This is a genomic window from Teredinibacter purpureus (assembly GCF_014217335.1).
Taxonomy (GTDB): Bacteria; Pseudomonadota; Gammaproteobacteria; order Pseudomonadales; family Cellvibrionaceae; genus Teredinibacter; species Teredinibacter purpureus.
On record NZ_CP060093.1, the window covers coordinates 165,425 to 185,844 of the forward strand.

The 20,420-nt window shown below is 41.9% G+C and carries 7 protein-coding genes; all 7 read left to right on the forward strand.

What is annotated here, in order from left to right:
- Window positions 1-8 precede the first annotated feature (8 nt).
- The 7 genes from H5647_RS21565 to H5647_RS21595 all read left to right on the forward strand — a co-directional run bounded on the left by H5647_RS21565 (window position 9) and on the right by H5647_RS21595 (window position 20,420).
- Window positions 9-14,240: a hypothetical protein gene (locus H5647_RS21565; RefSeq protein WP_045861761.1), complete on the forward strand. Its 14,232-nt coding sequence runs from the start codon at window positions 9-11 to the stop codon at window positions 14,238-14,240.
- Between the two features lie 83 nt (window positions 14,241-14,323).
- Window positions 14,324-16,501, forward strand: coding sequence for a DNA topoisomerase 3 (locus H5647_RS21570; protein ID WP_045861762.1), 2,178 nt, complete (start codon window positions 14,324-14,326; stop codon window positions 16,499-16,501).
- A 176-nt stretch (window positions 16,502-16,677) separates the two neighbouring features.
- Entirely contained in the window at window positions 16,678-17,121 is a 444-nt protein-coding gene (locus tag H5647_RS21575; RefSeq protein ID WP_162926479.1) for a hypothetical protein, read from the forward strand.
- Complete coding sequence (locus H5647_RS21580; protein ID WP_045861764.1) at window positions 17,111-17,914, forward strand: hypothetical protein; 804 nt, start codon at window positions 17,111-17,113, stop codon at window positions 17,912-17,914. Before H5647_RS21575 ends, H5647_RS21580 begins: the two co-directional genes overlap by 11 nt.
- A complete protein-coding gene (locus H5647_RS21585) occupies window positions 17,914-18,618 on the forward strand; it encodes a hypothetical protein (protein ID WP_045861765.1) in 705 nt (234 codons plus the stop codon). Before H5647_RS21580 ends, H5647_RS21585 begins: the two co-directional genes overlap by 1 nt.
- Entirely contained in the window at window positions 18,611-19,102 is a 492-nt protein-coding gene (locus H5647_RS21590; protein ID WP_045861766.1) for a lytic transglycosylase domain-containing protein, read from the forward strand. The genes H5647_RS21585 and H5647_RS21590 overlap by 8 nt, the downstream gene beginning before the upstream one ends.
- On the forward strand, window positions 19,092-20,420 hold the full coding sequence (locus H5647_RS21595; RefSeq protein WP_045861767.1) for a secretion/conjugation apparatus DotM-related subunit: 1,329 nt from the start codon (window positions 19,092-19,094) through the stop codon (window positions 20,418-20,420). The genes H5647_RS21590 and H5647_RS21595 overlap by 11 nt, the downstream gene beginning before the upstream one ends.

The window sequence follows — 20,420 nt, forward strand, 5'->3', positions numbered from 1 at the left end:
GTAGAACAATGACTCAAAAAAAAACTACCTATGATTGGATGTTAGTAACAGTACGAGGTTATGACAAAGAAAAGGGCTATATTTATGGTAACCGACACCCCGACGGTAAAGGTGTCATCGTTGCGAAAAAGCATAATGTTAGCCGCGATTGGGTTAAATCTTTATCGAATGAAAGGGACCGTACATATACTCCTCCTCAGTCGATTATCGCGGTATACGGCGCCGAAGAGAAAGATGAAAAATCAGGTTTTACTATAGCATCATGGGCAACCCCTATCTCCAAAGATCTTGGGCAAGAAGACGTATATGTGACACCTATTAAAGTGTCGCCTGTACCAAAGCAAATTAGAAATCAACGCTCCGGAAAGCAAACGTATGTAGATGCCATCGTTTTAGATCAGCGACCGATTGAAGTGCGTTCAGTTCAAGACATGCGTGATACCGCACTTTCCATGCTAGATAAGCGCTCTAAGACAGCTCTGGGCCTTGATGGTAGTCGCGGCTTTATGATCAGAATTGGCCATACAGCACCGGATGGTTCACTTGGTGCCTCCAGTTGGGAATTTTTCGGTAGGAGTGACAATACGCCGGAACAGACGTGGAATTTCTATTGGAATCAGAAAGCTTTGCCCGGCCGCCAGAAAAATCTACTGCAAGCAGTCCTCACCGCAGCGCAAACGGCCTTTAGCGATCCAAATTCATATGTAGAAATAGTCGGTTGTTCACGAACTTTAATCAACGATTTTGGAGACCCTAAACGCGTTGCTGATCTTGCGGCACTTACCAATTACAAAACAACCGATAAGCAAAATAACACGATCGCATCCTATTCGTTAGCTGCTATAACTGTCGAGAAAATGGCTAACAATAGAATAATAAAAAACCAGGTTCCCCTTCCTAGAAATAAAATTGTTAACCATCCCTCCGGCGTTCTAGGAAACCACGTGCCAGGAGTGCGAATGCCCGTGGCAATAAAGCCAATCTTGGAAGCTAGCAATGCCGTATCTAACCAAGTCAATTCGATTGATAAACGAGAACTGGAAACAATATATCCGTTAACGATAAAGGACCATGTTAACGGAGACGGCGAGGTCAAATCATTTCGTGTATGGGGCTCAAAGGAAGCACTAGATAAGTATCAAAATCAAATTGAAAGTGCCGTCAGCAGTGTTAAACCATTCCGAGTTCGGGGAGAGTTAGCCTATTCTTTTCCACTTAGATATAAGAAAGATGTTGAATCATCGCTTTCAAACCTAACTGGATCGGCTCCTCTTTATGTCCAGAAAATCACCACTCAATCCGGTCAATATTTGACAGTAAGTGGTGAAACATCTAACTCTCAATTTCGAGACCAACTTGATTCACTTTACAAGCGTGTCGGCGCTGAGGTTGTAAATGGCCAGATGCTCGTACCAGAACGAAGCCGTGCTTCTCTTGTTAAGGGGCTCACTGGGATACTAGAAGCATCCAATGTCCAGGGATTAAATAATTTAGCAACCGAAAGCGTAGGTAATCCTGCTCCCGTGAGCGTGACTCAACCTAAAGCCACGCCAAATCGTACGACAACACCAAAGCGTGTTACTTTTTCCGAATGGCAACAAGCGAAATTCCGTAAAGACCCATATTCAATAATGGATTCTCTTGACGGATATATTAGCGAATTTGCCGAGCAAGCCGGCATTGATTGGAGTAGTGCCAGAGATGCCATCGACCTAGGAGCACCGAACCAAAAAGGTAAACTTGTAAAATCATCAACAGTTCGCCCTATCGATAAATCACACCGAGGTAGCGTTGCCATGGCCGCCCATGTATATGAAAAAAAGGGCACTGGCGGAAATGATGACTCGATTGTTTGGTTTAAGATTAATTTCTTCAATAAAAAAACCCTTAAAGACGACGTAATAACATTTGATGCTTACTCTTACCTTCACGACGAGTATCTTCGCGATAGTAAAAATGGAGTACTACCAAACACGAGCCAAAATGAATTGGAGGCCGTTAAGAAAAAAAATGAAGACCGGCGAGAAAAAGCAAAAAGAGACGCGGAAACTCAGGCACAAAGCGACCAAAACTCTCGTAATTATTGGGCTAGGAAAATACCGACCATGCCTCCGGAAGATGGCAAAAATCAGTACTTTACGAACAAAGGAATATTGCATCTACTACCTCTATTAGGAGCCCATTCTGGGGAAGATAAAAATGGTCGCTACTCAATAATTTCCGTTCACGACATGAATTTTAATTTCACTGGCGCGCAACGAATATATGAAAACCACTGGAGCGACGATAAGGGTAAGAAAACTAATAAGAATTTTATTCAAGGCACACTGTTTAAAGACGATGCAACTGATTTGCCATACGGCACGCACAAGCTCATCGGCAATATAGATCCCTCAAAACCGATAATATTCTGCGAGGGAGTGGCTGACTCCGGAACCGATCATGCAGCTACAGGCTTGCCAGTAGCTATCTGTCTAAATAAGGGCAACCTTTATCATGTAGTTGGGCTATATCGACAAAAATATCCGAATACTCGTTTGATTATTGCATCCGATAACGATTTTTATAACCCTAGCAAGGGTAATGTAGGTTTCGCAGCTGCTTTGGATGCTGCTCGAGATCACCGTGCTGAATATACCGTACCATCGTTTAGCGGGTTGAATATTGAAGCTCAGCCGACTGATTTTAATGATCTTGAGAAATTGGCTGGACTTGATGTGGTTCGAAGCCAGTTCCGGAACATACGTGTTCCACCAGCAGATATATTCGAATTCCACAAGATTAAAACACAAGTCATTGGGCTAGATAAGCTTAGTTCTCATATAGAAGCAGCTACTGATGAAATTATTTCTCATGGTAATCACGGTGTCGATAAAGATCGAATTCGAGCACAGCTAGTTGCACAGGCAGTTTCCGCTTACGGATCAGATAATGTATCTAAAGTAATTAAAGATAATCTTGCACAAGATATTCCAGATTCTATTTCATCAAACAACACCAATGAGAATAGCAAGGAAAATATTAAGTACCCTGTATCATTAAAGGAGCATGTGGGTGCGTCTGGAAAAAAGTCCTGTCTGGTTGTTGACTCTCGAGGAGATAACTCATTAATAATCGAAGAGGCCTTAAAGAAGATAGTAGGTGACCGTCATCTTCCGTACAACTCACATTTAGGGGGTTGGGTAGCCCCCTACCCTATCATGCGCCTGCTTAATACATATCTTCATGATTTAACTGGAGCTCCACAATTATATATCGGACAATCAAGAGGTAAAGATTCAGGGACACTTTTTGTGGTGCGAGGTGATTTTACCGACAACGATTTACTCCAAAAAGTATCGAAAACAATTCAATATGCTCAACCTACTTACAAGAAGTCTCAATTTGGGTTAGTTATACCCGACTCACGGGCAATGCCATACATAAGGGAATCGTTAAAGCCATACCTGACCTCAAACAAGGATTTGGAACTTGCAATAAAACAACCAGAGATACCAGAGCCAGAACTAAACCATGGTGCCATCGATGAAGCTATGCGACTCTCAGGGCAAAGTCGTGGGGAAATAGTTCTTACTCATGTAGCATTACAATTCCAAGATTCAGGCAACATATTTTTAGAAAATGACTATGCATTCTCTTCCGTGTATAGCCGCGTAAACAAGGCATTTTCCCACTTAGAACCCGACGTACGCCATACGAAAGCACTTGAGGAAGCATGCACTTCAATACGTGCAATGCTGGACGCGGGAATTGCCAGCACATCAGTTTCGCATGAAACCGTTCAGCGTCTAAACGAATTGGTTACCCATTTAGAATTTTCTCTACATCGTGCTCCAATCGATAGCTATAAGGACTTATCTGATCAAGAAAGAACTGCCCTGGAAACGTCTGCGGAAAAACTGGGCGCCGATATAGCTTCACTTTTCCCAATTATATTGGGCGAGCCCGGACAAAAAGATATCGACCGTAGTGAAGCGTTAAGCGTATATCAGAATATTCTCTCTGAGATAGCACAAGATCTAAATAACACGGACGATGAAGATTTAGAAGCACCGATCGAAGTCGCGGCTCCCAGTGGTGTCATTACGCCAGACGACGTGGAGCCAGAGAGAAAAGATTCTGCCCAAGTCGATCGCATCATAAAGCTTTTAGAAATTACAAAACTTGTAGTGGAAAAGGGATTTGATGAGGAAAATCTTTACGATCTATTTATCACCCAGAAGGGTAGCCCTTACCATGATTTGTCTCGAGGAACATTTAATGATGTTCAGTATAGGCAAGACTTAAAATACATGTCAGATGATGTAGTAATCCCAGGATGGAAACCTACATCAATAAATTCTACTAGCCAATTGTTCTACGCTATATATGGTGACGTGGCGCGAGAGCGCATAGGGAAATTGGAAGATTATATGGACGCGTATTTTGGGGCCAATGGAGTCACGCACTGGAAAACATTCGAGAAATATTTTTCAGGAAAACAATCTTTTGACGGAGAACGTGAAAATCCATATCTAATGGAAGGCGAAGTTGACTATGATGTCATTTCCAAAGATCTTGAGTACCTAACAAATTACAGCTCAATTCATGAATTTTATCGCGGCGTTTCTGATGTATTCGAACAAGTAAACAGCGATAGCCCACAAGATGAACTATTTTCAGGAGCTGAAGAGCATCATCTAGACTCGGGGGGCTCCGTCTCAAAAGAAGTAGTTGTAGAATCTTCAAGAGATGACGTTCATGGAGTTGTCAACGCATACGATATTAACGGAAATGCAGTTTATGAATTGGTTATTCAAAAAGATAACGCCGGTCACTTAGAGACGCTTCATCATGATTTTAACATCTTCAAAGATGTAGCTCTTGATAAATTCCAATACATATTGGATCGTCACGGCCTCGATGACAACCTATACCCTCAAGGAACCAAAGGCGCAGTTTCTACATCACTTATTGCTGAAGAAAAAGGAAATCGCAATGCTCTGCAGATGAGAGAGATTGATACTGGGCCACATACATTTTTTCAGATTCACGAGATTGAATCTCAACCCGGCGCCGATACTATTAGGAACCTTGGAACCTATTTGACCTACCAAGACGCGGCAGAGGCCTTTCAGAATGATTTTAACTCTAGGAAGCAATTGTTCACTCCTCTATCAGGTGGTAGCGAACCAATGGATTCACCTGAAGAGAACGATCCAAGATCCCATGACGTTGGAGAAAGGATAAAAGAGTGGGCCAAACGAGGCGAACCGTTCGAGGGCATGATAACTCTTCTAAAGACAGAGTTAGGCGTAGCTTTACCAGATAGCAGCTTAAATAATGTTCGCTCTCAATACGACAAACTTATTAGTAAGCTTGGCTCTGATGAGGAATTGAAACAAAAAGACCCCGACAAACGATACACTGACTTACAGGAAGTAACAGTGCGACTAGCAAAAAGTGAACTCACCTACGATGAATATGTGGATGAGCTTTTTCGAACTGATGGCCATTTAGTTGAGGATAATCCTTATTGGAACCCCAAAACAAACCAGGTAGATCGGCACGGTGCGTTTGTTGATGTTAGAGCCGCGGGCTATCAATCGCTCGCACAGTTTTATGAGAATATATTTGAAACGATACACCACAAATCAAGCACCCAACTATCCTTAGGTAGAGTTGGCGGCTACATCCCCAATGAGTTTGACGCAACCCAGCCTTTACGTCCACAATTTGAAAGCATCGAAAAACTGTTTTCCAGTGACGATACGCAGACACCCGAAAATCTACCCCCATTTAATGACTGGGTTTCCTCCCTTGATGCATACAATGTAATGCACCCGATCTTAAAAGAAGATATCAATACGATATCTTCGGATGAGCTTTCTGACAGATATGGTAAAGACACGCTATTAATGCTTGCCGACGTGCATGGGTTATCGGTTGACCCCAATATTTCAGAAGCTGGGCTTGCTGCACAAATTAAGTCCCAGTGGAATGTTAGATCACAGCTCGCCTCATTAACCAAGCCCGAGATATCTGATTTAGGTGAGGCGGAGGTCACCCAGGCGTTGAGTGATTTGGGTGTATCTGGAGGTGGTTCGAAAAGGGAAAAAGATAATCGCTTGGTCGGCCACATCGAAGACTTAAGAGCAATATCTAAACTTCGCATTGCACAATATAGCTACATATATACAGCGCTCAATCTAGAAGCCAAAGGGCTAACGCTTCCTAACTACGCACATAGAGCAATTTCTCAGTTTATAAACAATGAGTGTGACTTCCTTGATTCGGCCAACAAAGCCATCGAGCTAGCAAGTGCTTCTCAGCTCAGAAATAATGTCGAGATTGCTATCGGACTTGTAAGTGATATAGCCCCGATCGAAAGAACTGTATTAGCTGAGTTGCCTGACGATAAAGCAAAAGTTATCGGTGTTGATACCGCAAGAAAATCAGCTTTAGTATTCTCAGATAATTATGAGGAAAACGATAAGTCTGCTAGTCGGTATACGAATAGGTATGCACTACGCGCAAACCCATCAAATCAAGAGCCTACCTTACCTCCGCATATAACGCATTACGCGAAATATACCTCGGAAGTCATAGCCACCCCAGTGCCCATTGAATCATCTCATCTTCTTCAAAATGATCTACGCCCAGTATCCATTGACGCCATATATTCGGTACTTGGACCTCTAGAAAGATGGATGGACAAGTACGGCTATGCGGGGGTTATCGATACCGATGGAAAGACACAAATCGCGTCCAGAGAAGGAGCTAGATGGAACCTTAGAAAAATTGAGGATGGTGAAAATAATCTTATTGGAACGTTTAAATCACCGAAAGAGTTGCTTAAAGCAGTATCAGGCAATATTGCCGGGTTTGTTGATCGAGATGCAGCAATCGAAGCCTGGCTTCAGCACTCTTCTAGTCAGCATCACTCAGTTGTCGATAATTTAAAAACGATCAACCCCGACATGGCAACTTTAGATATCGATCAGATATCTGAATTGATTACTAATGAAGATAGGCTTAATCAGTATATTGAAGGCCACTCAGGCGAGAGCGTGGCAACAAAAATAAATCTCATTGCCGATGGGCTAATTAATGCCATCAACCAGGAAAGCTGGCTCGCTCTGGTTGGAAATAATGAATTATCGTCAAGCACTATGTCTCTTGCCTCTGAATTTGTGAGCGCCTGCGGGCAGCCTTCCTATGCGCAAGAAGAGGAACCCGTGCTAGCCAATGACCCACTGTATTTACTCACGCCAATGGAGGTTGGAAAACTTTACGACGCCTATTCAGGGAATGATAAATCCGCAACTGAAAGCACTTTAATTTCTGAGTCATTCGATAGACACTATGCTTCACTTCCCACCAACGAAAAACACCTCCTTGCAACAGATATAGCCTCTGGCACTTACGAATCTATTGGTCACTACCTTCATGAGCGTGAAGTTCAAAATGCCATAGCCAATAATTTACCCGGTGCCAAAGAAGTTGCAGACCAATTTTATCCTGAGAATGAGTTTGACATCCCGGCTGAGCTGCCTTTAGAAACAGACAATCACGGCAACAATATCGTGCTGGCGACGTCTAAAACCAGCGGTGAATTCTTCATCGGATACGCCTTCGATTCAGAAGAGATGAGTCTATCTCTCCGTGAGATATCCTTTGCCAATAATAGCAATTCAAATACCCCTTCCCCCGATTTCACTGAAGGCTTATTGTCTAGTACTGGCTTATATATGCCAAATCTAAGCCTTGATGAATTCCGTTCTCTGGCAGAAGCTTATGTAGCACCGGAGCACTATCTAAACATAGACCCAAGAACTACCTATGGACAAGGTGAGCTTGTCAAACTTAAAAAAGATGAGTTAATGGACTACGCCTCTGTTCTTGGTGCGAGTAATAAAGGAAGCAGAGTTGATATTATCAATAGAATTTCAGATATAGCTTTCGCGAAAGAAAAAATATCACAAGGCATAGCTGATTTTACGAATGATCTGACTGCCGACGATACTAAAAGAATAAGGAATGCTGCAGGTGACTTCTTAAAAGAAATCAATCCAGCAGAATACCTTAAGCAGTGGCTTATCCAAAATAACGAAATGGTTAGTGCTGAGATCACGAAAAGGAACTATGGGAAAATACTAGATACGGCAGAACAAAGATTGAGACTTGAGGGTATCTTCCCTACAACCGAAAACAACATTTCACTTAAGCGTGACGAGTACAACATAACTCTCATAAAAAATACTAATGAACTGGGCAATATATCAAATGTTGACAACATAAAAGATGTGGCCGGATTACTTGCGTCGGATAACGATAGCGCGAGCGGGTATTCAATAATTAACAAGCTAGGCCTGAATGTTGATTCATTCCACAGTCTAATAAATTCGATACCACCACACATTATTGTCGCACCAGTTAGCTCTAATCTAAATATTCAATGGAAAATAAAGGACACTAACGCTGGCAACCAAGCTGAATATTTTGATGATCTGAAAAGCTTGCAGGAACGAGTTAGTCAATTTTCCACTTCATCCTCTTCAGGCCCAAGATATACCGAGGGCGATATGATCGCCTGGATAGAAAACGAAACTCTGAACATTGGTCACGTTGCTGCAGATGTAGTGGCGACGGAATCAAGAAACATTCCTGTTACCTACTCGGATGAGACGGGAAGGAACTATGTGCGAGATCTAGATATCGGTGAATCGATTAAAGTTCCAGAAGATCAATTCCAATCTGAGTACGAAACCATTCTTTCAACGTTTGAAGGGCAGTCTAAAGATTTAGTTTTGCACTTCCAAGATCTCTATGAAGAGTCGAAAATAGATGGTGGCCAAAGTGCAGCTAAAGCGCTTATGTTTGTAAATCGAGCTAAGGATCAGGCAGAAGAAATCGAAAAGTATAACAATCTACTACCGGATGGCTACTCCATTTATCAGGAAGGCAATGCCTATACTCTTAAAGCTACAGGTTCAGATAACAAACTAATTCTTAACACGGGTGATACATTTGTCAGCCCAGCAGAAATCACCCGAAACATTGCCGTACAGCAACGCTCAAATCTAAACGAGGATAGTGTCTATGAAACATACCGAAATGCTACCAGCACCACTGAATCAATGGGGTTTAATCGCGAAGAATCACTTGGAGTCAATGCTCCCAACGAAATCGCAGGAGCTTCAACTGACCAACGACTGGGAGACAACGTTGTTAAATTTGCAAGAGAGGATCACAACGGCAATGGAGGTGACGATGAGCCGCCTCACGACCCAGCACCCGGCCCCGGTGGCGGCGGAATTTCTGGAGCTGGCAACTTATCATCGTCGGATACGAGTTCAAGCACAGGAAATAGTATTGGCCGAAGTGCTCCCAGAACCCGAGGAGTCAGTTTTCAATTAAGCGAAACACTTGAGTCAGATGTAGCCAAGGGGCCTGAGCACAGAAAGAGGCTTAATATTGAGGCGCTTGAAGTGCGAAAAGATCTGCTAAATTCTGGGGTACCGGCCTCAAACGAGCAAAAGGAAATCTTGTCTAGATATACTGGCTGGGGCGGCTTGTCGAGTGTATTTAGCCAGTATGGGTATAACAGGGACAAATCTGATCTAATAGCTAGCTTACAAAGTGGAGAGTATGAGCATCTTAAACGAAGCGTGCTAACTGCTTTTTATACTCCTCCAACTATCACACAAGCAATTTGGGAAGCCGTTCAACACACTGGTTTCAGCGGAGGAAAGGTTCTTGATCCTAGTACGGGTACAGGGCAGTTCATTGGATGCTCTCCAGAGAGTATTGCGAACTCATCTTCGTTTGTTGGTAAAGAAATAGAACCCGTAAGCGCAAGTATCGCGAAATTACTATACGGGAACGAATCCATTCACCTTGAGCCCTATGAGAAAGCCAAGCTACCAAATAACTATTTTGATATCGCTATATCAAACATACCGTTTGGTGATGTTAAGGTTTTCGATAGTGAGTATAAAAAACACAATTTTAAGATCCACGATTATTTTTTCTCAAAGTCACTAGATAAAGTTAGGCCTGGAGGTCTAGTTGCTTTTGTGACCTCCACGGGAACACTAGACAAAAAAGACCCTGCAGTTAGGGAGCATCTATACGAAAAAGCGGATTTAGTAGGTGCAATACGCTTACCTAGAAAAACATTTACCGGTTATGCGGGCACTGATGTCAATGCCGACATCATCATTTTAAGAAAACGCCAAGAAAACGAGAAACCACAGGATAATACATGGCTTTGGTCAATCGAACGCGAGTATCAAGTACCAGGTAGAGAAGAAGGCGTTAGCCTGCCCTTAAATAGATATTTTCTAGACAACCCTTCGATGGTAATTGGTGACGTGGTGGCGGTGTCCGGTAGACATGGCCCGGAGCTCGCCACTTCCTATAGTGGGAGTAGCACCATTGCCGATGAGGTCAAACTAAGAATTGATAACCTGCCGAAGAATATCTACACCGAAAATATTGAAACTTCAATTGTAAAGGATGCACCTCTACAAAAGCTGGAAGCCAAAGAGAGCCTAAAAGCGGGTAATTATGTGGTTTCAAATGGCGCAGTCGGTATTGTAACCCCTGAGTTCAATCAGGTAACCAGCTCTTATGAAAACACCTTTATGCCGGTAAAGTTAAGCGACTCAGACCGGGCAAAAATATCAGGCATGGTTGCCCTTAGGGACTTAGCTAAAGATACAATAAACCTGCAGCTCGGAACTTATACCCAAGACCAACTTCTGGAACTACAAGCAAGCCTAAATTCATCATATGATCGTTTCGTCAACGACCACGGAAATTTAAACTCTACAAAAAATCGCAGACTGTTTTCAGCTGATCCTGATTCTCCGCTGTTACTTGCCTTAGAAAAAATTGGCTCCAATAAAGATGAATATGTTAAGACAGACATATTCACTGAAGCGACAATACGTAAATCAACCATTCCGTCAAAAGCTGAATCAGCAGAAGAAGCTTTAAATATTTCACTTGGGGTTAAGGGCTCGATCGATACAGCATATATTTCGAGCCTTACAGAAGAGCCATGGGATTCAATTGCTGATCAGTTAGGACCAATGATCTACCTAGACCCAAAAACTAATTCGTGGCAAACCAAAGAACAATACCTGTCAGGTAATATAGGAGAAAAACTATCCTACGCTAAAGATGCTGCAAAGTTGGACAGTCAATACGAACGGAACATATCAGCTCTTAAAGAAGTGATGCCTACCCCTATTCCATCATACGATATTAAAGTGAGGCTTGGTGCCACGTGGATACCTGTAGATGATATAAGCTCATTTGCCGCGCATATCGTTAGTGGTAAAAACGATCTTCGTAACCCACAAGATAAATATGGTGTGAGTCAATTCGGTGGGAGCTGGTCCGTTAAACCAGACGCATGGGAACTTTCGACGAATGAAGGACGAGTGTACCAAGAGTGGGGAACAAAACGGCTAAGCGCGATCGACCTGATTGAGAAGCTATTGAACAACCGACAGATTGTTGTGCGTGATAAGCTTGATAATGGAACCACAGTGGTTAATAGAGATGAAACTCTAGCAGCTAACCAAAAGGCTGACGCTCTCAATACAGAATTCAGAGAATGGATCTGGTCCGACCCTGATAGGCTCAGCCGATTGGAGAAGTTATATAACGATCGATATAACGTCTATGTGGAGCCACACTATTCCGGCGCGAGTGTCCGATTGGATGGTATTAGTCCTACTCTTAAAGGCAAGCCTTTCGAAGCAAGAGACAGCCAAAAAGCGGCTATACAGAGATATATATTCGAAGGGCGAACACTTAACGCCCATCCGGTAGGCGCAGGAAAGACCCTTGAATTAGTTGGATCGGCAATGGAGGGCAAAAGACTAGGCATTCACAATAAACCCCTTATTGTTGTTCCCAATAATATCCTGTCTCAATTTGGAAGAATGGCTTTGGAGTTATATCCCGGTGCAAATACCTTAGTCATTGATCCAAAACAGCTTTCAAAAAACGCTAGGAAGGAATTTACAGCAAAAATTGCGACATCCGACTGGGATATGGTGGTTATCGCTCAAAGCTCATTTGACAAAATAGCGACTCCTCCTGACCATCAAAGATCTGTAATCGAACAGGAAAAATATAAGCTCGAGGAAGCTCTCAATGAACTTTCTGGTACCGATAATCGAGCAGCTCAGCTAACGGTTAAGCGCCTTGAGCGCTCACTTGATAACCTCGAAAAGAAGATCGAAGAATTGGTCGACGGCGACAAGAAAGATAATTTTCTATATTTGAACGAAATCGGTGTAGATGCACTATTCGTAGATGAGGCGGATAACTACCTCAACCTTTTCACTCCAACCCAGATGAGTCACGTACCTGGAGTCAACACTAGCTCCAGTCAGCGAGCCATGAACATGCTCATGGCCGTGCGATATATACAAGATCTAAATGAAGACTATCGGGGGGTAATATTTGCAACTGGTACAGACATACGAAATAGCATGTCTGACATGTATACGATGCTTCGCTATTTAGGCCCGGATATACTTGAAGCATCACAATGTGAAAGCTTTGATTCGTTTATGGGGACTTTTGGAGAAGTTGTCAAAACAGTTGAAGTGAACCCCGAAGGCACCGGCTATAGAGAAAACTCTCGCCTATCGAAATTCACCAATATCCCAGAGATGGTCATGATGTACCGGCAGGTAGCCGACGTTTTGACAGACGCCCAACTCAAACTTCCCAAGCCCAAAGTTGAGGAAATTAATATTGCAGCTGATTCTGGAGCCTGGTTAAGAATGTATATGGCGCATCTCGCAGAACGCGCAAAAGCTACACGCTCAGGTAGCGTTGACAACAGAGAAGATAACCTACTAAAGATCGCAAATGATGGACGAAAGGCAAGTCTAGACATGAGGCTGATTGACCCTCGAATTCCGGATGACCCTAATAGCAAAGTCAATCAGTGTATTCAGAATGTAATTATGGAGTGGGAAGCAGGTAAAAATAAAAAATTGGCACAAATTGTTTTCTGCGACATGGGGGTGCCCAATAAAAACAAATTTAGTGTTTATGAAGATATAAAGAATAAGCTCGTAAGTTCAGGCATCCCAGAAAAAGAGATCGCATTTTCACAGGACTATAAGACTGACGCAAAGAAAAAACAGCTAGAAGGAGATATAAATTCTGGTGCTATTAGAGTAGTTGTAGCATCTACTGAAACGTTAGGTGTAGGCTCTAATATTCAGGAAAGACTGGTTGCGCAGCATAACCTAGATGCCCCCTGGCGCCCGCGGGATTTAGAACAGAGAGGCGGCCGAATGGAAAGACCTGGAAATACCAACGACCAAACTAGAAGGTATAACTATACCCAGTCAGATTCTTTTGATCTATTTATGTGGGAAACCCTAAAGAGGAAGGCTGCATTTATTCAACAAGCTAAAGTCGATCCTAGATCCGCAGCACGAGAAATAGATGAAGATTTGAACCCAACCTACTCAGAAGTTATGGCTATAACAACTGGTAATCCACTTATTAGGCAAAAGATCGAAGTGGACTCTACTGTCGAGAAATTACAGTCGGCAGAAAGATTCCATAAGCGCGCCCAATGGGATAATTCTAACCAGATAAGCAATCATCAATCACGGATCGATTCACTGAATGAGTATATAGGTAAAACCGAAGGACTAATTGCTGGTATTAAAACAAATAATTCCGAAGTAATCATCGATGGACATAGGTATACGGGCCAAAGCGAGTTATCAAAAAAAATTAGTAAAGTATTAAAGCATCACAATGAAAACAATACCTACAAAGGAGAAAATCGTATCCACCTAGGAACAATCGGAACCGTTCCTTTTTTTCTTAGCCATAGATTAATGGATGGCCAATGGGCAATGCGAGTTGGGGATAAAGATTCGTCACGCGTAGTATCTGATCTTAAATCCGTAAAAGCTAAGGTGGAATCGTTGATGACATACGATAAATCATTGAGTCTTGATATTAAGCGCGCTGAACGCGAGATATCTAAGCATAGCTCTGCCATCGAATCACTAGTTGATGTTGCATCGAAGCCTTTTTCAAAGAAAGAGGAGCTTTTACACGCTTTAGATATGCAGAAACAAATCAACACGGATCTATCAGAATCAGCTAACGATGAAATAGATAAAAACCATCAAACACTAGAAAAGTTTACTGATGCAATAGAGTCAATCCCCCTACGCGCAAGTAAGATGCGCGTAGGATAGAAAACTACGCTTTTCGACATTTTTTTATTGAACACGGTAAGGCGCTCACACAAACTCAAAGTACTTAGAAGAGTGAGAGCGCTATGGACCTATATATTGCTGAAAAACCTAGCTTGGCTAAAACCTTAGCTGAGCACTTGGCTAAAGGGGGGAAAACCGAAAGTAAAAAAGGTTACATCATTGGTGATGGCTGGGTGATGACCTGGTGTCTTGGTCACCTATATGAGCTAGCCGACCCTTCAGAATATTCCAGTGAATGGGGTGGTCCTTGGCGCCTCGAAGCACTCCCCATAATACCAAAGACATTTAAATACCGGCCGGTTGAGAGAACCAAAGATCAACTGAAAATCGTACATGATTTGTGTGCGAAATCAGCACGTATCATTTCAGCCGCTGACGCCGACAGAGAGGGATGTGCGTTATTAGATCTAGTGATTCAGCACTCCCCATTCAAAGGCCCAGTTTTTAGACTATGGCCAATTGATCTATCCACAAAAGGCTTAGATAAAGCATTCTCGACTATAAAGCCAAATTCTGAGTATCGTCCTCTTTCGGTTTCAGCCTTATGCAGATCTCAAGCGGATTGGCTGGTGGGAATAAATTTTACGCGCTTATACACTTGTTTAGCTCAAAACAAAGGGTATCAAGGAACGTTATCACTTGGACGCGTACAAACCGTTGCCTTTTCTATTGTCCACAATAGATGCATTGAGATCGAAGAATTTAAACCATTACCTCACTACGCTCTCGAAATCGAATTCACCGCTGAAATAGGAAAGTATCTGGCACAATGGGTGATACCTTCAGAATTAACCAATGAAGACGGTTACCTAATTGATAGGGCAAAATCTGAAGCCGTAAAACAATCGGTTCAATCCTCTCAGGGGCTCATAAAAGATGTCCATATCGAAGATAAAGCACAGTCTGCCCCTCTTCCATTTTCACTTTCTCAATTGCAAACGTACTGCTCAAAAAAATGGGGATACGCTGCAAAGCAGGTTTTAAATACATGTCAATATCTCTATGAGGACCTGAAAGCCTTTACCTACCCAAGAACAGATTGTTCATACTTGAGTGAGGGGGATTTTAATGACGCAGCTAATATCTGCACCACAATAATTGATGCGAATAATCTTTCGTCAGACAATCTGAACTTAGATATTCGATCCAAGCCTCGATGTTACAACGATAAAAAAACGACAGCACATACAGCTATCATTCCCACATCATGCCCGCCTAACTTTGACAGGTATAAAAACCTTTCGCCTAAGGATCAAAAAAATAAGGGCATCGGGTCTATAGAAGTCCTTGAAAATATCTATATGGCAGTATCCTCAAGATTTCTAGCTCAGTTCATGCCTAAACATCAATTTCAATCTACAACCATAATCACTGTATGTAAGGGGTATGAATTCAAGTCAAAAGGAAAGGTTGTTGTACTAAACGGATGGAAAGAGTTGCTCGATGATAAAGACGACTCTGATGATACTGAAAACCAGCTACCGCATGTGAGAAAAGGGGAGTCCGTAGTAGTCTCGGATTCAAAAGTATTAGATAAGCGTACGAAAGCGCCTGAGTATTTTACCGAAGGAACCCTTATTGCAGCGATGGCAAACATTTCAAAATATATTGAAGATGAAGAAATACGCCAAAAACTGCGCGAAACAGATGGCATAGGAACTGAAGCCACAAGGGCAGACATTATCGAACGCCTGAAAAAGATAGGATACCTCAGAGTTGATGGAAAAAAACTAATTGTTACGTCAATGGGGAGAGAAATATTCCCGTCTATTCCTCCGTATTTTAAAACAGCGGCAATGACAGCAATTTGGGAAAGAGCTCTTCAACGAATTGCGGAAAAAAAGATTGATCACAACGCATTTGAAAAAAATATTGGTAGTTGGACGGAAACACAGATTCGAATGCTTTTGGATAATCCACCAGACCTAGCCCTTGCTATTGATGACAAATACAAGTGCAAGGAATGCAATGCTCCTGTTATCCGAAGATCCGGGAAATTTGGGCATTATTGGCCATGTACTAACCGTGAATGCAAAACGTCGTATAAAGATTTCAAGATGGCACCTCTTTACCCGCTTGAAGGTGACGGCAACGCTTGTCCAGAATGCACAAAAACTGGCCGGGACGGATTAATGAAAACACGTACGTCAAAAGAGAACAGGGAAAAAGGATCACCAGCAAAAATATTTTTGGGGTGTAACAAATTTCCTGAATGTAAACATGCGGAGTGGAAGGAATGACAAATATAACCCCTAGTGCGCTACTTACACGTTGCCCTAATTGTAACGCAATATTAAATATTAAAGAGAAGATTGGAGATGGGTCATCAGTCTGCACAAATTGTGAATATTCTGAACCTGCCGGCAGTGGCCATATCGTTACATTCTTAGCGTCATGTCTAACAGAGTATTCTCTAATGCATGATGTTGACACTGCATTTATACAAGATTACGAATTCCCTATTCGTTCATGCATGGAAGGAAATGGACTTCTTCCAGTCTTAGTTGAACGTGCCAAGCACATTCAAATTACAAGTGGATATGCGGATATGCCTGGCATGAGCCTTCCTTTTAAGATGGTAGTCGATATAAAAGGGCCTCTACAAATGAGAGTCGTCTATACCGGCGGAGATCTGAATATTGCTACCGCTCTTTCGTTCCTTTGCGAAACAATTCATGAAGCGATGCATCTCACTCAGGCAAAAAGTACAAAACACTACAACAATCAAATCTGTTTAGACTATCTCCCAAATATGGATAAGACTATTAATCTTTCAGAAACTGTCGCAGGAAGAATGCAGGACGCGTTTCAAAAAGCTTATATCCAACAGTCATCTGGAGTCAAGGTAAATGAAAGATGAAAATCCTGCGTTAGACGCTCTAAACAATCTTGAAAATAAGAATAAAGACAATTCACCAACCCCACTACCTTATATCGTAAACGGGATAAGAACATGCGGCCCATTGTTTGCCGCAGCACTTAACTATGACAGCCTAGAAATTGATAAAGATATTGATGAGATGTTAGACGCAACAAAATCTCTAATTGATAGCGTAAAAACTGTATTAGTAAACAAAGGAATAAACGTTTCTGAATATGAAAATTCTGCGATAAATGCATTCTGTATCCGAGTCGTCGCAGAAAACTGGAAGAACTCTCAAGAGGTTTTCCAGTCACTGGTTGATCCCGTAGTGACCTCTCTTGAGGAGCAAGGTATTAGTGCCGAAATCGGTCTGAGAGAAATACAGACGCACTCAGGAGAAGAAATTACTGCAAACATTATTGTAACAGGTGAAATATTTAGTGTTCTCCATGTACATCCTCGAATAGAGATTGAAAACACTATGTGTGCTCAATGCATCAAAGAAGTCCTCAAGTCAGCTAAACGAGCGGTAGAGAAACTTACACAGTTTCATATACCTTATGAAGATGCTGAGGCTGTATCGGGACATATAACGCTGCAGGCAGGAAATATCTTTGTAGCAATACTAAAGAGAGAAATAAAACTATTTGAAGATAATCAACGATATTCATCAATGTCAGATGAAAACGTAAGTAACGATATATCGTTTGAGACAATATTTCGTACATATAAAGTTGCGATGAACGGCTTCGTGGATGCTATCTATGTTAACAGTAGGATGGTGAGCTGATGGCTAGATCATTAATTGATGGTGCATATGATTTATATCTTCAGAAATTTGGAAATGGTTGTCAGTTCGATGTCCCAATACATATTCGTGAAAATGGTGATATTGAAGAAATAAACATCAGGGTATGGGCTAAAGACTCTCGAGAAGCCGAAGAACGTGCTCTAGCAAAAGCGCAATCAATAGATTTTAGTAAGCAGCAAAAAATTCAAGACAAGTCTCTTGGTGTAATACTGCCGGTCGACCATTACAAACCATCTGGCATCTACAGAACAGTAACCTCCCCTTTTGCGGTATGGAGAGATCCAGTCTACAAAAAAGGAGCCAAAAATATACTAAATGGCTCAGTATATAAAGCTGGAACTATGACAAAGCTGTCATTTAAAGGGCTCATGAGGGTTTTTAATAATTCAGACAGTGATGAAAATCTGACAAGAGAATATCTTGAAAAAGCACACAGAGTAAACATCATTACCTTTTTTATCTGGTTGGGGTTTTCACTTGTAGGACTAATGTTTTTATTGCTTGGCTTTCATCCTGGATATGAAGATCGGTTTATCATCAGCTGGCTAAATCAATATATTATTTCAGGAATAGTCTGTATCTCTGTCGGCACCATCGCGCTAATAAAGACGTATAAAGATTACCAGTGGATATCGAACAAACTAAATGAATTTGAAGCTATAGCTGAGGAAGAACATGACTGATTACTCGTATATAGATTATGTATCCATGGCCGTTAGTGATCCACCTTCCGCTTATCATGCATCGCCAATTACTAGTAAATGTAAATCCGAAATTTCAGATCGCTTCAATATTCCGGAAATAATATTGGATGCATACCTCAAAACAGAGGGCGCTTCTGAAGGGCACATAAGAAACAATAGTGACGGCACATGGGACGTCGGCCCTATGCAGATAAATAGCTCGAACTGGAATACGTTTTATACCAAATTCGGGGTGCTCCCCGTCGACATACGTTACAACGGCTGCATAAATCTTATGGCCGGGGCCTACATAATTCGAGGGCATATGGATAAAAAAGGAAAGGAAAATATCACTGACTGGAATACATTCTTTCAAGTCGCAGCTAATTATCACTCAAAGACACCGGAGGTAAATAGTCGATATCAGGAAAAGTGGGTCGAAAATCTAACAAGTCTACTAGAGGTAAAGGACAATGAGCGCTAAGAGTTCCCCTTACAATAATGGAGGAAACGATACCTTAATGATTGTTGGTGGTGCGCTGCTTCTAGTGTTCGTACTCCTCCTAATCGTTTGGTTTAATTTCCACCCTTTTATTTCACTGATAGTTATAAAGATTGCATATGTTACTTTGCCGATTTTGGAAGCTATTCATTCATGGTCGGCAAGCATAGGGTTGCCTGAAAGTTACTTAAATATCGTAATACCACAACATGTTATTGATGACCTACCTAACTACAAGTATTGGTTACCTCGTACAGATCCTAAAACGGTAGATTTTAAGACATTCGTCTCTTTTGCTGAGCTCACTGGATACTCAGTTAGGTTATTTTTGCCGTTGATTTCCATCCTATGTATCGTATACGTTTGGAAGAGATCAAAAGCAGCCAGATTATCTAGAGTGATGAATATATTTACCCTCGCCAAATTTACTATGTCACAGTTCCCCCAAATTCGCCCAGCGATTATTGAAGACCTTTTAAAAATAGACCCCGATAAAGGCTACTTTAGAAGAGAAGATTCACCGATTCGGTTCGCAATAAAAAACGGCCTGATACAAGTGTACCTTGCGGATTTCAAAGGGCAATTACTACCAACAAAAGTTACTCCAACTTTTGATAAATCGAAATCAAGAAAGGAAGGAATGGAGTATGTTATTGATGATTATTCCAGGGGAATTTCTAAACTGCATAATAGATGCATTTTAGATCGGACTAAAACTGAAAGGCTTTTTATTTCTCAGCTTGGAAAGCCATGGACAGGGTCGACTGATTTAGCACCTTTCACTCGAGCACTATACAGTGCGTTTATTGCATTTGCAGCTGGAAGTAAAGATGAAGCCTTTGCGCTATTAGATCAATTCAATCGCAGTTGGAAACCCCCAAAGAAAAAGAATAGTTCCGCAGAAATAGATATTACCGGTATTGATAAAACTATCGAAAAATATGAAAAACTCCCGGAAATTAAAGAGTTAATTAGTTCACATGCCTATGTTAATACAGTAATGGCTCGCCTACTTGAAGCAGCAAGAACCAAGGGCCGTCTAGGTACCCCCCTATTTCTTTGGATTAAAGTTGTCGATAGAGTCTTATGGTATTCCCTAAACCAAGAAGGAGGTCAGTGCGGGTGGAGTGAGGCTGCCGGTGCTCGAGCTCATAAAATTGCAGAAAAATCAGTAGGCGGGCCTCTCCATCAACCGTATGTAGAAACTGCCGTCTCGGAATTTGAAGAGTATTTACAGTTTAGAGAGGGCTGGATTCCCCTGCCAGAAGATCTTCCAAAGACACCTAAGGAGGACAATTAA